This is a genomic window from Bradyrhizobium sp. BRP20 (assembly GCF_020194215.1).
Classification (GTDB): Bacteria; Pseudomonadota; Alphaproteobacteria; order Rhizobiales; family Xanthobacteraceae; genus Bradyrhizobium; species Bradyrhizobium yuanmingense.
The window spans coordinates 87,694-104,372 of record NZ_JADYVY010000005.1 but is presented as its reverse complement, the minus strand read 5'-3'; the positions used below and the strand labels follow the sequence as shown (position 1 = coordinate 104,372).

The 16,679-nt window shown below is 63.6% G+C and carries 15 protein-coding genes; 6 read left to right on the top strand and 9 right to left on the bottom strand.

Annotated elements, in window-relative coordinates; genetic code table 11:
* Window positions 1–55: 55 nt before the first annotated feature.
* On the top strand, window positions 56–865 hold the full coding sequence (locus I6F33_RS14170) for a substrate-binding domain-containing protein (RefSeq protein ID WP_225133404.1): 810 nt from the start codon (window positions 56–58) through the stop codon (window positions 863–865).
* Here the strand turns inward: I6F33_RS14170 and I6F33_RS14165 are convergent.
* Window positions 839–1,537, bottom strand: a complete 699-nt coding sequence (locus I6F33_RS14165) for an ABC transporter permease (protein WP_036007971.1) — start codon at window positions 1,535–1,537, stop codon at window positions 839–841. The genes I6F33_RS14170 and I6F33_RS14165 overlap by 27 nt on opposite strands.
* Window positions 1,538–1,853: 316 nt before the next feature.
* Here I6F33_RS14165 and I6F33_RS14160 point away from each other — a divergent pair, with 316 nt between their 5' ends.
* The 4 genes from I6F33_RS14160 (at window position 1,854) to I6F33_RS14145 (ending at window position 6,066) form a co-directional block, all read left to right on the top strand.
* The gene (locus I6F33_RS14160) at window positions 1,854–2,705 is read left to right on the top strand and encodes a 3-hydroxybutyryl-CoA dehydrogenase (RefSeq protein ID WP_225142972.1); all 852 of its coding nucleotides are present in this window, start codon (window positions 1,854–1,856) and stop codon (window positions 2,703–2,705) included.
* Window positions 2,706–2,843: 138 nt separating this feature from the next.
* Window positions 2,844–3,308: a group III truncated hemoglobin gene (locus tag I6F33_RS14155; protein WP_036029348.1), complete on the top strand. Its 465-nt coding sequence runs from the start codon at window positions 2,844–2,846 to the stop codon at window positions 3,306–3,308.
* 237 nt (window positions 3,309–3,545) lie between these two features.
* Entirely contained in the window at window positions 3,546–4,199 is a 654-nt protein-coding gene (locus I6F33_RS14150) for a ubiquinol-cytochrome c reductase iron-sulfur subunit (protein WP_036007969.1), read from the top strand.
* 142 nt (window positions 4,200–4,341) lie between these two features.
* Window positions 4,342–6,066 (top strand): methanol/ethanol family PQQ-dependent dehydrogenase, encoded by a 1,725-nt coding sequence (locus I6F33_RS14145; protein WP_085969009.1) that lies wholly within the window; start codon window positions 4,342–4,344, stop codon window positions 6,064–6,066.
* 92 nt (window positions 6,067–6,158) lie between these two features.
* Here I6F33_RS14145 and I6F33_RS14140 read toward each other — a convergent pair whose 3' ends face one another.
* The 7 genes from I6F33_RS14140 to xoxF5 form a co-directional block, all read right to left on the bottom strand.
* Complete coding sequence (locus I6F33_RS14140) at window positions 6,159–6,416, bottom strand: hypothetical protein (RefSeq protein ID WP_036007962.1); 258 nt, start codon at window positions 6,414–6,416, stop codon at window positions 6,159–6,161.
* A 72-nt stretch (window positions 6,417–6,488) separates the two neighbouring features.
* On the bottom strand, window positions 6,489–8,801 hold the full coding sequence (locus tag I6F33_RS14135) for a molybdopterin cofactor-binding domain-containing protein (RefSeq protein ID WP_225142969.1): 2,313 nt from the start codon (window positions 8,799–8,801) through the stop codon (window positions 6,489–6,491).
* 1 nt (window position 8,802) lies between these two features.
* Window positions 8,803–9,255 (bottom strand): (2Fe-2S)-binding protein, encoded by a 453-nt coding sequence (locus tag I6F33_RS14130; protein ID WP_109142932.1) that lies wholly within the window; start codon window positions 9,253–9,255, stop codon window positions 8,803–8,805.
* Between the two features lie 647 nt (window positions 9,256–9,902).
* Window positions 9,903–10,466, bottom strand: coding sequence for an S-(hydroxymethyl)glutathione synthase (gene gfa / locus I6F33_RS14125; RefSeq protein ID WP_036007953.1), 564 nt, complete (start codon window positions 10,464–10,466; stop codon window positions 9,903–9,905).
* Between the two features lie 31 nt (window positions 10,467–10,497).
* Window positions 10,498–11,607: an S-(hydroxymethyl)glutathione dehydrogenase/class III alcohol dehydrogenase gene (locus I6F33_RS14120; protein ID WP_027574628.1), complete on the bottom strand. Its 1,110-nt coding sequence runs from the start codon at window positions 11,605–11,607 to the stop codon at window positions 10,498–10,500.
* 60 nt (window positions 11,608–11,667) lie between these two features.
* Window positions 11,668–12,159, bottom strand: a complete 492-nt coding sequence (locus I6F33_RS14115) for a c-type cytochrome, methanol metabolism-related (RefSeq protein ID WP_036007993.1) — start codon at window positions 12,157–12,159, stop codon at window positions 11,668–11,670.
* 113 nt (window positions 12,160–12,272) lie between these two features.
* Entirely contained in the window at window positions 12,273–14,078 is a 1,806-nt protein-coding gene (xoxF5, locus tag I6F33_RS14110) for a lanthanide-dependent methanol dehydrogenase XoxF5 (RefSeq protein WP_036007949.1), read from the bottom strand.
* A 514-nt stretch (window positions 14,079–14,592) separates the two neighbouring features.
* Between xoxF5 and I6F33_RS14105 the strand changes: the two genes are divergently transcribed.
* Complete coding sequence (locus I6F33_RS14105) at window positions 14,593–15,561, top strand: helix-turn-helix domain-containing protein (protein WP_025037738.1); 969 nt, start codon at window positions 14,593–14,595, stop codon at window positions 15,559–15,561.
* A gap of 55 nt (window positions 15,562–15,616) precedes the next feature.
* On the opposite strand, the gene I6F33_RS14100 is transcribed toward I6F33_RS14105, so the two are convergent.
* On the bottom strand, window positions 15,617–16,606 hold the full coding sequence (locus tag I6F33_RS14100) for a tripartite tricarboxylate transporter substrate binding protein (RefSeq protein ID WP_036007944.1): 990 nt from the start codon (window positions 16,604–16,606) through the stop codon (window positions 15,617–15,619).
* Between the last annotated feature and the right edge of the window lie 73 nt (window positions 16,607–16,679).

Below are 16,679 nucleotides of genomic sequence, written 5' to 3'. Positions count from 1 at the left end.
CGTCGTCGCCGCGAGCCGCTATTCAGAACCGTCATTGTCTGGCCGAGGACGTCGCATGAGGAAGCTTGTCATCATCGGAGCGGTCCTGCTCTACTCCTCCATCGCATCCGCACAGGACCGCACCATCACCGTGGCTTCGACCACCTCGACGGAACAGTCGGGGCTGTTCGGTCATCTGCTGCCGCTGTTCTCGAAGGCCGAAGGCATCGGCGTGAAGGTCGTCGCCGTCGGCACCGGCCAGGCGCTGGACATCGGGCGGCGCGGCGATGCCGACGTGGTGTTCGTCCACGACAGGCCTGCCGAGGACAGGTTCATGTCCGAAGGGCAGGGCGTGAAGCGCTTCGACGTCATGTACAACGACTTCGTCATCATCGGCCCCAAGAGCGATCCGGCGCAGATCTCGGGCAGCAAGGATGCGGCCGAGGCGCTGCGCAAGATTGCGACCGCAAAGGCGCCGTTCATCTCGCGCGGCGACAAGTCCGGCACGCATGCGGCCGAGCTGAGACTATGGAAGGAGGCTGGCGTCGACCTCAGTGCCGGCAAGGACATTTGGTACCGGGAGATCGGCCAGGGCATGGGTCCGGCGCTGAACATGGCCTCGTCGTCGAATGCCTACCTCCTGTCGGACCGCGGCACCTGGCTGTCGTTCAAGAACCGTGGCGAACTCGCCATCCTGACCGAGGGTGACAAGCGGCTCTTCAATCAGTACGGCGTCATGCTGGTCAATCCTGCAAAGCATCCGAACGTGAAGGCAAAGGAGGGACAGGCCTTCGTCGACTGGCTGGTTTCGCCGCAAGGGCAGCAAGCGATCGCCGGGTACAAGGTCGGCGGCGAGCAGCTATTTTTCCCCAACGCGCCCAACTAGGACGAAGGCGACGGTCGAGACCGCGACGCTGAGAGCGAGCAGGATCAGCCCGAGTCCGAGCGCCAGCGGCAGCTCGCCTTTGCTGGTTTCCAGCGCGATCGCCGTCGTCATCGTGCGGGTGAAGCCACGGATGTTGCCACCGACGATGATGATGGCACCGACTTCTGCGATGGCACGTCCGAACGCGGCGAGAAAGGCCGTCAGCAACGAGGTCCGGCCGAGCGCGAACAGCAGGGCCATGCTGCGCAGGGCCGACAGCCCGTCGATCCGCGCCAGGTCGCCATACTCCGCCCACAACAGGCTTGCCGGCCGGTGCACCAGCGCCACCACGATCGGCGTCGCCAGCAGCGTCTGCGCGATCACCATGGCGGCCGGCGTGAACAACAAGCCCGCCGCCCCGAACGGGCCGGACCGCGACAGCAAGAGATAGAGCGCGAGCCCGACCACGACCGGCGGAAGCCCGAGCAGGGCATTGGTCAGGATGATGATGATTTGGCGTCCCCGGAAGCGGGTGATCGCAAGCAGGGCTCCAAAGGGGGCGCCGATCAGGAGCGCCAGGATGCTGGCGGTCAGGCTGACCCGCAACGACAGGGCGACGATGCCCAATAGCTCGGTGTCGGCGTCGCCGATTAGCGCAAAGGCGGCACCGATGGATCGTGCGAAATCGTTCATCCGGTCTCGGGCAAGCCCCTGTTCCGCGGTAGCCCCGCGCCGCCCTTCTCGCTGCTGCCGCTGCCATAATCAAGGGGCGAGGGGGTGGGCAGCCCCGCCGGAGCCGTTGGAGAAGGGCTCAGGATGATCGGTAAACGCGGCCAGGGACCGACAATCGAGGCGCCTGGCGGCCCCGCGGGCGGCTTTCTTCCGGCCTCGGATGCGCTAAGGAACAGGATCGGGTCGCGCCGGCCCAATGGCGGTGCTAGACCCTAATGCAGGAACAATGGAGCCGGGCTGCGACTGGCGCGCCCGCAAGGATGAAGGATGTGACACAATGATCCAGACCGTTGGCATCATCGGGGCAGGGACCATGGGGAACGGCATCGCGCAGGTCTGCGCGGCCGCCGGCCTCTCGGTCGTAATGGTCGATATTTCCGATGCGGCGGTGAACCGCGGCCTTTCGACCGTCGGCGGAAGCCTCGAGCGGCTGGTCAAAAAAGAGAAGATGTCGGCGGCCGACCGCGATGCGACGCTCAAGCGTATCACCGGCACCACGGACCGGGCGAAGCTGTCGGATTGCGACCTCGTCATCGAGGCCGCGACCGAGAACGAGGAGCTCAAGGTCAAGATCCTGAAGGATCTCTGCGCCACCCTGTCGCCGCGCACGCTGGTCGCGACCAACACCTCCTCGATCTCGATCACCAAGCTCGCCGCCGCGACCGACCGTCCCGACCGCTTCATCGGCATGCACTTCTTCAACCCGGTGCCGGTGATGGCGCTGCTCGAGCTCATCCGCGGCCTGCAGACCTCGGACGACACCCATGCCAAGGCGCTGGATTTCGCCAAGCGCGTCGGCAAAGTGGCGATCACGGCCAAGAACAGCCCGGGCTTCGCCGTCAACCGCATCCTCTGTCCGATGATCAACGAGGCGATCTTCGCGCTCCAGGAGGGCATCGCGACGGCGGAAGAGATCGACGCGGGCATGAAGCTCGGCTGCAACCATCCGATCGGGCCGCTCGCACTTGCCGATCTCGTCGGGCTCGACACCATGCTTTCGGTGATGGAGGTCTTTTACAAGGGCTTCAACGATCCTAAATATCGGCCAGCGCCGCTGCTGAAAGAGATGGTCGATGCCGGCCATCTCGGCCGCAAGACCGGGCAGGGCTTTTACACTTATTCCGCCTGACGAAGGCATTGGCGGCGGGCGCCTTAGCGTCCGCCGCCAGATCCCGCAATTTGCGCTGCGACAAAGACGCCGCGTGCGATAGGCCCGACAATGTCGAACGGGCGCCCTGCGGGGATAACGGAACGGATAGCAAAGGACATGTCGGATCGACTGAAGGCCGAGCGGGAAGCTGCGGCCGCGCGCCGGAGCCTGTTGACCCAGGATGCGATCGAGCGAACCGGGATCACCGAGGAGATGATTGGAGAACTCGTCACCCGCTTCTACGGACGCGTGCGCGAGGACGCGCTGTTGGGGCCCGTCTTCGGCGTCGTGCAGAATTGGGACGAGCATCTCGCCAAGCTCAGGGATTTCTGGTCGTCGGTAGTGCTGATGAGCGGCCGCTATCATGGCTCGCCGATGCGGGCACACCTGCCGCTCAGCCTGGCCGGCGGCCATTTCGATCGCTGGCTCGACCTGTTCGAGCAGACCGCGCGCGAGGTCTGCCCGCCGGCGGCGGCTGCACTCTTCATCGACAAGGCGCGTCGTATCGCCGACAGCTTTGAGATGGCGTCGGCAACACTTGCGGGCCGCATCGCTTCGCCGCGTCACGTGCTCAGGTCGTGAAGGACACGATGCCTGCGTGGGATTCCGCATCGCATCGTGGCGTCGCAGCAATTCCTCCATCATCGGATCTGATCTGCGAAATCATCATGCCATTCGCGCAACGCGATGTAGAAATCGCGAAAACGCGCTTGAACGCAGTTACTCCTACGCAATCAACGCGAGCAAAGCCATATTGATGCACTGCGGCGCCAAGTCTTCGCCTTGTTTTCGGCAGAGTTCCAGCGCCTGCTAGCGGGCATGGCTCGCGCATCGTTCGATACCCATTCATCATCTTCCGAAAATGCTACGGAACCCGACGTCGAAGCGGGCACCGAACAGACACGGCGATCCCTGCTGCTCGGTGCGATGGCGACGACGGCGTGTCTCGGCTGTTCAACCAGGGCCCGCGCAGGTGAGGATCCGCCCGGCTCGGATGAGCGGCCGCAGAAAGGCGATCTGCTCGTCTTCTCCGAAGGTGACCAGGAGGGAAAGCTCATCACTGCGGCTGATCTACGGGTCGGTGGACCGCCGATCCATGCCTGGCCGAAGGACCCCACCACATCGGTGGTGCGCAGCGCCTCGCGGCTCAACGAAATTCTGATCATCAAGCTCGATCCCGCCGACCTCGACGAGAAGACCCGCGCGCGCGCCGTCGACGGCATCATCGCCTATTCGGCGATCTGCTCGCATGCCGGCTGTCCCGTCACCGCCTGGGTGAAGAGCGATGTCGGCGACAAGGAGGTTTTCAAGTGCATGTGCCACAACTCCGAATTCGATCCCCGCGCGGGCGCGCAGGTCGTGTTCGGGCCGGCGCCGCGGCGGCTAGCAGCGCTGCCGCTGGCGCTCGCTGACGGTTCGCTCAGCGTCGCCGGCAATTTCATGGGAAAGGTAGGTGGCACACAGCCAGGATGATGGACGGTTGCGGGCTGGGCCCGCCTCACGACTAGCCGCCACCGCCGAAGGGCGGAAGACGGGACGAACGACAAGAATTCACAACAAGAATTCACAACAAGAATTCAAGCGGATGAAAAGGGGAACGTCCATGAAAACTTCCATGATCAGGAAGCAATGGTTACTGTCCGGCTTGGTCGCCTTCACGTGTCTTGCCTCAACCGCCGCTCTATCGGGGCCGATCGAAAGTTATTCTCCGGTCACCGCGCAGCGGCTGGAAAACCCCGAGCCCCACAACTGGATGCTTTACCGGCGCACCTATGACGGGCACGGCTATAGCCCGCTCGATCAGATCAACACCTCCAACGTGAAGAACCTCACACCGGTCTGGACCTTTTCCACTGGCGTGGTCGAAGGCCATCAGGCCCCGCCGATCGTCAACAATGGCGTGATGTTCGTGACGACCCCAATGGGCCAGGTGATCGCACTGAATGCGAAGACCGGCGACGAATACTGGCGCTACAAGCGGCAGCTTCCTGACGATCTGTTCCAGCTGCATCCGACCAACCGCGGCGTTGGTCTGTGGGAGGACAAGCTCTACCTCGCCACCACGGACGACCACGTGGTCGCGCTCGATGCCAAGACCGGCAAGGTGCTGTGGGACACGAAGGTGCAGGACTACAGGAAGGGGCAGTACCTCACCCTGATGCCCTTGATCGTCGACGGTAAGGTCATTGTCGGCGGCTCCGGCGGCGAGTTCGGCGTGCGTGGCTATATCGTTGCTTATGATGCCAAGGAGGGCAAAGAGTTGTGGCGGACCTACACCATCCCCGGTGAAGGCGAGCCCGGTCATGACACCTGGCAAGGCGACGACTGGAAGAACGGCGGCGGGTCGGCCTGGATGACAGGCAATTACGACAAGGAGACCAGGACGATCTATTGGGGTGTCGGCAATGCCGCGCCATGGCCCGGCGACTCGCATCCCGGCGACAATCTCTACACAGCCTCGGTGCTCGCGCTCGATCCCGACACTGGCAAGATCAAGGCCTATCACCAATACCACCAGAACGATTCCTGGGATTGGGATGAGGTCGACGCGCCGATGCTGATCGATTTGCAACGCAACGGCCGCACCATCAAGAGCCTGGTCCATCCCGGCCGCGACGCGATCTTCTGGGTGCTGGAGCGGACTCCGACCAAGATCAATTACGTCGCCGGATGGCCGTTCGTCTTCACTGACGTCTGGAAGGGCATCGACGAGACCGGCAAGCCGATCGTGGATCCAGCGCACAAGCCGGTGATCGGCAAGCGCGTCGAGTTCTGTCCCTCGCTGTGGGGCGGCAAGGATTGGCCATCGGCGGCCTACAGCCAGAGGACCGGCCTCGTCTACGTGCCTGCCAACGAGAATTTCTGCGGCGGCTTTACCGGCGAGAAAGTGCCACTCAAGCCGGGCGAGCTCTGGCTCGGCACCAAGCCGGAAGACATCGGCCTGAAGACAAAGCCGGGCGCGGATCATTTTGGCGAGCTCCAGGCCTGGGATCCCGCAACCGGAAAGAAGGTCTGGCAGCACAACTTCCCCAAGTCGCATCTGTTCGGATCGGTCACCGCGACCGCTGGCGATCTCGTCTTCGTCGGCGGGACCAACGACCGCTATTTCCGCGCCTTCCATGCCAAGACGGGCGAACTGCTGTGGGAGCAGAAGACCAACTCCGGCATCGTCGGCATGCCGGTGTCATATGAGATCGACGGCACGCAGTACATCGCGATCCAGTCGGGCTGGGGCGTCGACGCGCAGCGCATCCAGGATGCGCTCGTGACCAACAATATCGGCATCGAAGCCAACGTGCCGCAGGGCGGCGTCGTCTGGGTCTTCGCGCTGAAGAAATAGCTCCGCGGGCGGATCGAAAGAAGCGGAGCAGCGGGGGGTGGCGAATGCGGCGGATGGCAACATCCGCCGCATTTGTTTGCAGCGCCAGATAACTACTTCCCCTCGCGCTCGACCTTGTCCTTCTCCTTCTGGTTCATCTCGCGAATCTTGGGATCCGGATTGTGCTGCCCGGTGGTCTGGGTGGCGGAGGCGGGTGGGGCGTTGGCGTTCGGCAGCGAAGTCTGGTCGGGGCCGGTGGGGCGCGTCGCGGTGGTCGGCGGCGTCGTGTTGCTCTGGGCGAATGCGCCCGCGGCGGTCAAAAGAAAGGCGCCCGACAGCGAGACTGCGAGCGCACTTGAGATGTTGGTCATCGATCTGCTCCTGTCAGATCGATGGAAACGGCGCGAGGCGGCTTGTGTTCCGCCTCGCACTTCGGTTCCGTCTCACGCCTCCAATTGCTTGCCGATCGGAAGCGCGCGGATGCGTTTTCCCGTCGCTGCGAAGATCGCGTTGATCAGGGCTGGCGCGAACGGAGGAACGCCGGGCTCGCCGACGCCGCTCGGCGGCGTGTCGGGTCCGGGCGGCACGATGTAAACGTTGGTCACCACAGGCGAGTCGTCCATCCTGACGACCTGGAAGTCGTCAAAATTCTTCTGCTGCACCTTGCCGTCCTTGAAGGTGATCTCGCCGTATTTGGCGAGACTGAGCCCCATGATCGCCGCGCCCTCGATCTGCGAAGCGATGCGCTCGGGGTTGACATAGGTGCCGCAATCGATCGCCGTGTCGACCCGCGGCACCGTCAGCTTGCCCTTGTCGTCGACGGCGACCTCGACGATGGTCGCGATGTAGCTGACGAAGCTGCGGTGCACGGCGATGCCGAGACCGTGGCCCTTCGGCACCTTTCGTCCCCATTCGCCCTTCTCGGCGACCAGCTCGACCACCTTGCGCAGGCGCGCGGTGTCGATCGGGTAGCTGTCCTGGGGCTCGCCGTAATTCCAGAGGTCCTTCACGTTGGGCTTGACGATGCGAGGCGAGCCGATCAGCTCGAGCAGCATGTCTTTCTGGTCGCGGCCCGTTGCCTGCGCGATCTCGCCGACCATCGACTGGACGGCGAAGGCGCGCGGGATGTTCGAGACCGCGCGGAACCAGCCGATGCGGGTGAACGCCGCGGCTTCCGGGTTCTCACACGAGATGTTCGCGATCTCGAACGGCATATCGACCAGGCCCATGCCAATCTCGAACGGCGCCTGATGCACCGTGCCGGCGGCAAAGGTCGAGGCGATGCTGGGAGCTACGCTGCGGTGGCGCCAGGCGATCACCTTGCCGCTCTTGTCGAGGCCGGCCTCGATCCGCTCGACCGAGACGGTGTGCAGGAAACCGTTGTGGATGTCGTCCTCCCGCGTCCACTGCACCTTCACCGGCGCGCCGAGCTCCTTCGAGAGCAGCGCGGCTTCGAGCGCAAAGTCGCATTTCGACTTGCGTCCGAACCCGCCGCCGAGCAGGGTCACGTTGACCGTGACGTTGGCCTCGGGAATGCCGAGCGTCTTGGCGACGTCCTCGCGGGTGCCGCCGGGGCTCTGAACCGGCGCCCAGATCTCGGCCTTGTCGCCCTTGACGTCCGCGACCGCCACCGGCGTCTCCATGGCGACATGGGCGAGATGCGGAAGGTAATATTCGCCGACGATCACCTTGTCGGCGCTCTTCAGGGCAGCGTCCGCATCGCCCTCCTTGCGCAGCACGAGCCCCGGCTTGCGCGAGGCCTCCTCGAGCTCCTTGCGGTAGGCGACGGAGTCGTACTTGCCGTTGGGACCGTCGTCCCAGGTCAGCTTCAGCGCGTCGCGGCCCTTGATCGCCGCGCCTGTGTTGCGCGCGATCACCGCGACGCCGCCGAGCGGCTGGAATTTCGAGGGCCACGGCCAGCCGCGCACCTGCATCACCTTCTCGACACCGGGGACCTTCAGCGCCTCCGCCGGCTCGAACTTGACCAGTTTGCCGCCGGTCACCGGCGGACGGGCGATCACGGCATATTTCATGCCGGGCAGCCGCACGTCGGCGCCGTAGTTCGCCTTGCCGGTGGTGATATCGTGGAGATCGACAATGCCGATCTGGCCCTTGCCGAGATAACGGAAGTTCTTGGGGTCCTTCAGCTTGAGGCCCTCGATGCTGGGCACCGATTCCTTGGCGGCGTCGGCAGCGAGCTCGCCGAAGCCGAGCTTGCGCCCGCTGGCGCTGTGCACGACCTCGTGGTTGACCGCCTTGACCTCGGTCGCCGGCACGCCCCAGCGCTTGGCCGCGGCCTGCTCCAGCATTGTGCGAGCCGAAGCGCCGATCTGGCGCATCGGGATCAGATAATGCCGCGTGCTGCGCGAGCCGTCGGTGTCCTGGTTGCCGAACTTGACCTCGTCGCCATGGGCTTGCCGCACCTTGACCCTGGACCAGTCGGCCTCCATCTCCTCGGCCACGATCAGCGGCAGGCTGGTGCGCACGCCGGTGCCCATTTCCGAACGATGCCCGACGATGGTGACGATGCCATCCGCGCCTACCGAAACGAACACGCGCGGATCGACCACGACGCCATGCGGCATCTTGCCGGCGCCGGTCTCATAGGCGAGCGCCTGGCGCGACATCACGGGGGCGGCGAGCACGAAGCCGCCGGTGACGCCGAGCCCCTTCAGGATGCTGCGGCGCGACACCTTCTCGACCTTGATGTGCTTTTCGAAGCCGCGAAGCTTGCGGGGATTGTCGATGAAGTTCATGTCACACTCCCGTCGATGCGAGATGGACGGCGTTCTCGATGCGCTGATAGCAGCCGCAACGGCAGATGTTGCCGGCCATCGCCTCGCGGATCTGGTCGTGCGAGGGTTTGGGATTCTCCATCAGAAGCGCCGCGGCCTGCATGATCTGGCCGGCCTGGCAGAAGCCGCATTGGGGCACGTTGACCTGACGCCACGCCTTCTGCACCGGGTGATCGCCGTTCGGATGCAGCCCTTCGATCGTGGTGACCTCGCGTCCGGCGACGTCGTTGACGGACGTGATGCAGGCGCGCACCGCTTGCTTGTCGACGATGACCGTGCAGGAGCCGCACAGCGCCTGGCCGCAGCCGTATTTGGTGCCGGTGAGCCCGGCCTCGTCACGCAGGAACCAGAGTAGCGGGAGATCCGGGTCACCGTCCCAGCTCTGTTCCTGGCCGTTGATCTTCACCTTGATCATGATCGTGCCTCGCTCTTCATAAGCATGCCAAATTCAAAGTCCGCCGACGCCGGCCGGCGACGGTTCGTGCGTCGTCTCGCCAATCCCGCCGTGGTCCCGCGCGGGCAAATCCCGGAAGGAGGCAGGAACGCAGCTAGCGATGTCTGGATGTGCCCGATACCTCCCGTTTTCTTCTTAATTGATTGTACGTCGTGCGGCATCGTGACGGCGCGACCTTAGCAGAGATCGCGCCGACCCGGCGTTCACAGCCGAGTGTTCTCACCGGGAAAAGATTGCATCGACGGTTTGTCAAAAGCAGGGCGCGTCATCCGCCACGTTGCGTATCAAATGGACGCAACGAAAAAAGCTTCGTCCGCCGGCTGCACCGAACGGACGAAGCAGTAGGCCTCAGTCGAGGGAGGGAGAACGCAGAGCACCGCGAACTTCAAGCAGGAAGCGGACGGTCCTGCGCAGTCATTCAGAGACCAGGACTGAGGAGCCGATGGTCCTCACCCACGCGTGGTGCAGAAGCGGCGGCATCGCGCCGCGGTGGTCCCGGCAGCGGGGACCCGTGAGGCTCGCTGGCGGCAACGAACGCCAGCGAGCTCCAGATGGTGTAGCCAAGATCCGGCGGCCGGCCAGTTCAGGCGGGCGTCCAGGCAGTCTTCCTAAGCGGCTTTGGCCTTCGCGACATGGGTCGCGATCGCGTCCATCAGGGGCGGGGACAGGCAGTCATAGGGCTCGAGGCCGATCTCCTTCAGCCGCGAACGGATGCCGGCCATCTGCTCGGGCTTCACACCCGATTCGATCACGGAGGAAACGAAGGCGGCGAATTGCGGCGCCTGCGAGCCCTGCTCCTGGAACAGTTCGGGATGGATGAAGTCGAGGCCGTAGAACGGATGGTTCTTGTTCTCGATCCGGCCGTACATGTGCGTGCCGCAGGCCTTGCAGGCGTAACGCTGGATCACCGCGGAGGGGTCGACGATCTGGAGCTTGTCGCCGTTCTCGAGCACGGTGACGTTCTGTCGCGGCACGACGGCGACGACGGAGAAGGTCGCGCCCTGCGGCTTCCAGCACTTGGTGCAGCCGCAGGCGTGATTGTGGGCGACGTCGCCCTTGATGCCGACCTTCACCGGGTGGTCGCTGCATTTGCAGGCCAGCGTGCCGCCGGCGAAGCTGCCGCTGCCTTGCTTGATGCCGTTGTCGATCGAGGGATGGAGTGCAACAGTCATGGTCGATCCTCCTTGGTGTGACGTTTTCGAGCTAGAACACGACGACTGAACGGATGGATTTGCCCTCGTGCATGAGATCAAAGCCCTTATTGATCTCCTCGAGTTTGAGCACGTGGGTGATCATCGGATCGATCTGGATCTTTCCGTTCATGTACCAGTCGACGATCTTCGGCACGTCGGTTCGCCCGCGCGCGCCGCCGAAGGCCGTGCCGCGCCAGTTGCGGCCGGTGACGAGCTGGAACGGGCGGGTGGCGATCTCCTTGCCGGCCTCGGCGACGCCGATGATGATCGAGGTGCCCCAGCCGCGATGGCAGGCCTCCAGTGCCTGGCGCATCACGGTGGTGTTGCCGGTGCAGTCGAAGGTGTAGTCGGCGCCGCCGTCGGTGAGGCCGACGAGGTGCTGAACGATGTCGCCGGTGATCTTCTTCGGGTTGACGAAGTCGGTCATGCCGAACCTGCGACCCCATTCCTCCTTGGAATCGTTGATGTCGACGCCGATGATCTTGTCGGCGCCGGCCATCTTGGCACCCTGGATGACGTTGAGGCCGATGCCGCCGAGGCCGAACACGACCACGTTGGAGCCCGGCGTCACCTTGGCGGTGTTGACGACGGCGCCGACGCCGGTGGTGACGCCGCAGCCGATGTAGCAGCTCTTGTCGAACGGCGCGTCCTCGCGGATCTTGGCGACCGCGATCTCGGGCAGCACGGTGAAGTTCGAGAAGGTCGAGCAACCCATGTAGTGGTAGATCGGCTTGCCCTTGTAGGAGAAACGGCTGGTGCCGTCGGGCATCACGCCCTTGCCCTGTGTCGCGCGGATCGCGGTGCAGAGATTGGTTTTCTGGCTGAGGCAGCTTTTGCACTGCCGGCATTCCGGCGTGTAGAGCGGGATGACGTGATCGCCCGGTTTCACCGAGGTCACGCCGGGGCCGATCTCGCGGATGATGCCGGCTCCCTCATGTCCCAGGATCGACGGGAAGATTCCCTCGCTGTCGAAGCCGTCGAGCGTGTAGGCGTCGGTATGGCAGATGCCCGTCGCCTTGATCTCGACTAGGACTTCGCCGGCCTTCGGGCCTTCCAGATCGACCTCGACGATCTCGAGCGGCTTCTTGGCTTCGAAAGCAACGGCGGCACGTGTCTTCATCGGTAGCTCCTCAAATTCTCATCAGGCGCCAAGAAGTAGTCCTGGCAGCCCTCGTAACGTTCATTTCTTGCCCATGCAGGCGTCTTCAGCCTGGGTATAGGCCTCCGTCTTCTCCTCCTTTTTCGCAGGACGCTGCCGGCCCAAGGCGTCGGTGGAGCGCGCGCGGAGATAGACGTAGAGATCGTCCATGTAGCAGGCGACGTTCGGGTTGTCGCCGAAGGCCGGCATGACGTTCTCCTGCGCGGCCGAGATGTTCTTGCGGCCGGAGGCGACCACGCCGAGGAAGTCACCGTAGCTCATCGACTTCACGGAATCCCTCAGCGCCGGCGCGTATGTCGATCCCATGCCGTCGGGGCCGTGACACACGTGACAGTCCGAATGATAGCGGCGGTATCCGGAGTAGGTGAACCAGTCCACGGTGCCGTCGGCCGAAATCTTGTAGGTCGGGTTTCCGTCCTTATCGAGCCACTTTCCGTCGTCTTCCTTCTTCACGGCGGTCGGGTCGCCCGGACCCTCTGCGACCGCGCTTCCTCCGGACACAACGAAGATCATCATCACAGCAATGACAGAGCAGATTTGACGCAAGAGATTGTTCCTCGGTCGGCATTCGGTGGAGACGAGCCGGCGCGTGGAGCGATCCACGCGCCGGAGCGATGCTGACGGGTTTAGTTCGGCAGCGAGAACACGGTCAGGGTACCGCCGAGCGCCGTGTAGTTGCTGAGGGCCGCGTAGCCGCCGACCGCACCGAGGCCTGCGGTCGGGTCGGTCAGGCCTGCCGCCAGTCCGATGCCGGCCCAGCCGCCCACGCCGGAGAGAATGGCAATGTATTGCTTGCCATTGTTCTCATAGGTGGTGACGTTGCCGATGATGCCCGAGGGAGTCTTGAACTTGTAGAGCTCCTTGCCGGTCTTGGCGTCGACCGCCTTCAGGTAGCCTTCGAGCGTGCCGTAGAACACCACGCCCCCGGCGGTTGCGAGCGCACCCGACCAGACCGAGAACTGCTCCTTGTTCGACCAGACGATCTTGCCGGTCTTGTTGTCCCAGGCGATGAAGTTGCCCATGTGGCTTTCGCCCTGCGGCGGATACATCGAGAGCGTCGCACCCACATAGGGCTGACCCGCGGTGTAGCTCACCTTGAACGGCTCATAGTCCATGCAGACGTGGTTGGTCGGAACGTAGAACAGCTGCGTGTCCGGCGAGTAGGCTGCCGGCTGCTGGTCCTTGGTGCCGAGCGCGGCCGGGCAGATGCCCTTTGTGTTCTTGTCCTCTCCGCCGTGCTCGGTCGAGTATTGTGCGACGACCTTGGGACGGCCGTAGGTCGGCGAGTTCTTGTCCATGTCGACGCCGCTGGTCCAGTTCACCTTCGGGTCGTACTTCTCGGCGACCAGCAGTTCGCCGCTCTCGCGGTCCATCGTGTAGGCGAGGCCGTTGCGGTCGAAGTGCGTCAGCAGCTTGCGGTTCTGACCGTTGATCTGCTGATCGCTGAGGATCATTTCGTTGACGCCGTCATAGTCCCATTCGTCGTGGGGCGTCATCTGGTAGACCCACTTCGCCATGCCGGTGTCGGCATCGCGGGCGAAGATCGCCATCGACCATTTGTTGTCGCCGGGACGCTGCTTCGGGTTCCAGGTCGAGGGATTGCCCGACCCGTAATAGACAAGGTTCAGAGCGGGATCGTAGGAGAGCCAGCCCCAGGTGCAGCCGCCGCCGATTTTCCACTGATCGCCCTGCCAGGACTTCAGCGAAGAGTCCGGGCCGACCGGCTTGCCGAGCGAGGTCGTCTTCGCCGGATCGACCTTGATCTGATCGTCCGGGCCCGTGGAATAGGCGCGCCAGACCTGCTTGCCGGATTTGAGGTCGTATGCGGTGACATGGCACTGCACGCCGAACTCGCCGCCGGAGATGCCGACCAGGACCTTGTCCTTGACGACCAGCGCGGCCGACGTGCCGGTCTCGCCCTTCGCGGGATTGCCGTTGGTTGCCGACCAGGCCACCTGGCCGGTCTTGGCGTCGAGCGCGACGAGGTTGGTGTCGGCCTGATGCAGGATGATCTTGCCGTCGCCATAGGACAGGCCGCGGTTGACGGTGTCGCAGCACATAACGGGGATGACGTTGGGATCCTGCTTCGGCTCGTATTTCCAAACGATCTTGTTCTCTTGCGAAAGGTCAATGGCGTAGACCTTGTTCGGGAACGGCGTATGGACGTACATCATGTTGCCGATGATCAGCGGGCCGCCTTCGTGGCCACGCAGTACGCCGGTCGAGAAGGTCCAGGCAACTTGGAGTTTCCCGACATTCTGTGCGTTGATCTGGTTTAGCTTCGAATAGCGGGTATTGGCGTAGTCGCCCGCCGGCATCACCCAGTCTTTGGGGTTTTGCGACATCTTGATCAGCTCGTCATTTGCTGAAGCGCTGCCGACGGCGAGAGCCGCCGCCGAACCAAGACAGGTCGCCAGAAGCACCTTGCGCATAGTCATTCCTCCGTTGGTCTCGTTTATTATTTCCGAAGCATTGCTCAATCGCCGGGCTTCTCGTCCGGCGTCTGCTCGTGCAGGGCGGTCACGATGGGGACCAGAAACGATGCTGTGCTGTTTCCTCCTCCTGATGAGAGCCACGGGTCCACGTGCAGGAGCGGCCCGTTCTTGTTGTTCCTGCCGCAATCCCTAACGGCTTCGCCATCGGGAAACTTGCCCAAGAGCGAAGGCGGTTTGCTCGACAGCGCACGGAGGTGAAGATTTTGATTTTGCAGTAGCGAATTCAGCGGCTTCGGTGCGCCCTCGAGGCCGGCCTCGGCGCTCAGGTTCCCCTTGACGGCGCTGCAACTAAGGCGGAGGATTAAGTTTCAAGAGTGGCAATGGAACGATGGCGCTCGTTGCAAGAGACCGCTCAAATGCGAGGTAAACGTCACGCAATCACGGCTGAGGGCTCCGGCAGCGCTGGTTGCGATTCGCGCCGAACCTCCGGATCAAATCAGTGGCTGGATTAATGTCCGACACCATTCACACGCTCTCGACGACCGGAATGACGCCGAAGCGGCAGATCCAGAGCTGGATCGACGGGCTCACGAGCCTGTGCGGGCATTTCGACGTCGATCCGCTGGAAGCGTCCTCGCTCGAAGGTCGCATCGATTACACCACGGTCTCGCGCCTGAAGCTCTGCCAGATCGAGGTCAGCCAGCATCGCATCGCGCACACGCTGGCGCGCGCCAAGGCCAATGAACACCCGTACATAAAGATCCACTTCCAGACCTACGGCGTGTCTTATTTCGAACAAGAAGGCCGTCACATCGAGATCAATCCGGGCGACATCATCGCCTATGACGTCTCCTGTCCGCATTCGATCATCAGTCCTGCCTTTACCCGTCATGACGTGGTGATCGTGCCGAAGGCGCTGCTGCGCGACCGCGGATTCCCGTCGCAGCGGATGCCGGCGTGCAAATTGACGGCGAAGACGGGGACCGGGCGGATCGCCCACGATTTCGTCCATGCCACCTTCGACGAGGCGGCAAAGCTGTCGGCCAACAGCGCGGTCGGCGTCGCCGATTCGCTGATCGACCTGTTGCTGCTGCCGTTGCGCGAAGCCGACACGATGTTCGATCGTGTCGGGCCCGAAGCGATGTATGTGCGCGCGCAGTTCTTCATCCGGGAGCACTTGCGCGACCCGGATCTGTGCATCGACCAGATCTCGGCCGAGCTCGGTTGCTCCAAGCGCTATCTGCACATGCTGTTCTCGGAGCGCGGCACCACGGTGAGCGACTACATCTGGCAGGCGCGGCTGCAGAACTGCCGCCAGGAGCTCGAGGCCCACGCCGGCAAGACCATTACCGACGTCGCCTTCTCCTGGGGGTTCTCCAGCTCATCGCATTTCAGCCGGGTGTTCCGAAAATACTTCGGCGTGGTGCCGTCCTCGATCCACAAGGCACAGCAGGGCGCGGCGAGCTCGGGCGAGCATTAGACGCGGTTTTTCCAGAAGCGGCGAGGCCGTCCTCCTGATGCGCCCAACTTTCTGATCAGGCCGGCTCGAGGCCCAACGACTTCGCGCTCTCGATCCAGATCGGCAGCTCGCGCTGGTACAGCGCATTAGTCTCCTTGAAGCCGATTGCGGGCTCGAGCACGAAAGTCGAGAGAACCTCCTTCACTTTCGGATCGGTGTTGGCGGCGACGCAGAGCTCGGCCAGGCGGTCGACGACGGCTTGCGGCGTCGCCTTGGGCACGGCCCAGCCGGTAAATCCGCTCACGGTGAAGAATTTCGACGTCGCGCCCTGCTCGGGAAGGGTCTTGATCGCGGGGATCGCATCGACCTTCTTCGAATGCACGGCGAACACCGTGCCGCGGTCGCTTTGCAGGACCGACTGCGCGGCCGTGTAGCTGCCCATCGCGGCATCGAGGGTGCCTTCCAGCATTCCCGTCCACATCGGCGCCTCGCCGCGATAATGCACCGGCTCGATGTTGAGACCATACTGCTTGTTGAGCTCGTTGACGGTCATGTGCGGGGCCGAGCCCGCGCTGTAGGTGCCGAAATTCACCTTGCCGCTCTTGCGCGCGAAGGCGACGAAATCCTCCAGCGTCTTGACCCCGGTTTTCGGGTTCGCGACCAGCAACAGGCCCGCGCCGGGAATGACGCTGACGAGCGTCAGATCCTTGTCCATGTCGTAGCCGGGATTTTTCATCACCACCCGGTTCATGATGTAGGTGGTCGAGATCGAGCACAGGATGGTGTGGCCGTCGGGCTCGGCGCGGGCGACTTCCGCCGTCCCGATCGCGCCGGAGGCGCCGGGCTTGTTCTCGATGACGACGGTCTTGCCGACCTGCTTGGAGATGAACTCGCCATAGGCGCGCGCGAGCAGGTCGGTCTGGCCGCCGGCGGGATAGCTGCAGATCATGCGAATTTGCCGCGCCGGCCAGCCGCCCTGCGCCGATGCGCCGCGCGCGACGAACGGCATCGCCAGTGCACTGGTACCGGCGGCGATGAAGTGGCGGCGATCGAGCTTGGCGGACATGATTCTCTCCCTGATTTTTGCCGAACCTACTGCATCAGGCCGTCGCTGCCATGGGCCGCAGGCGAGACAGATT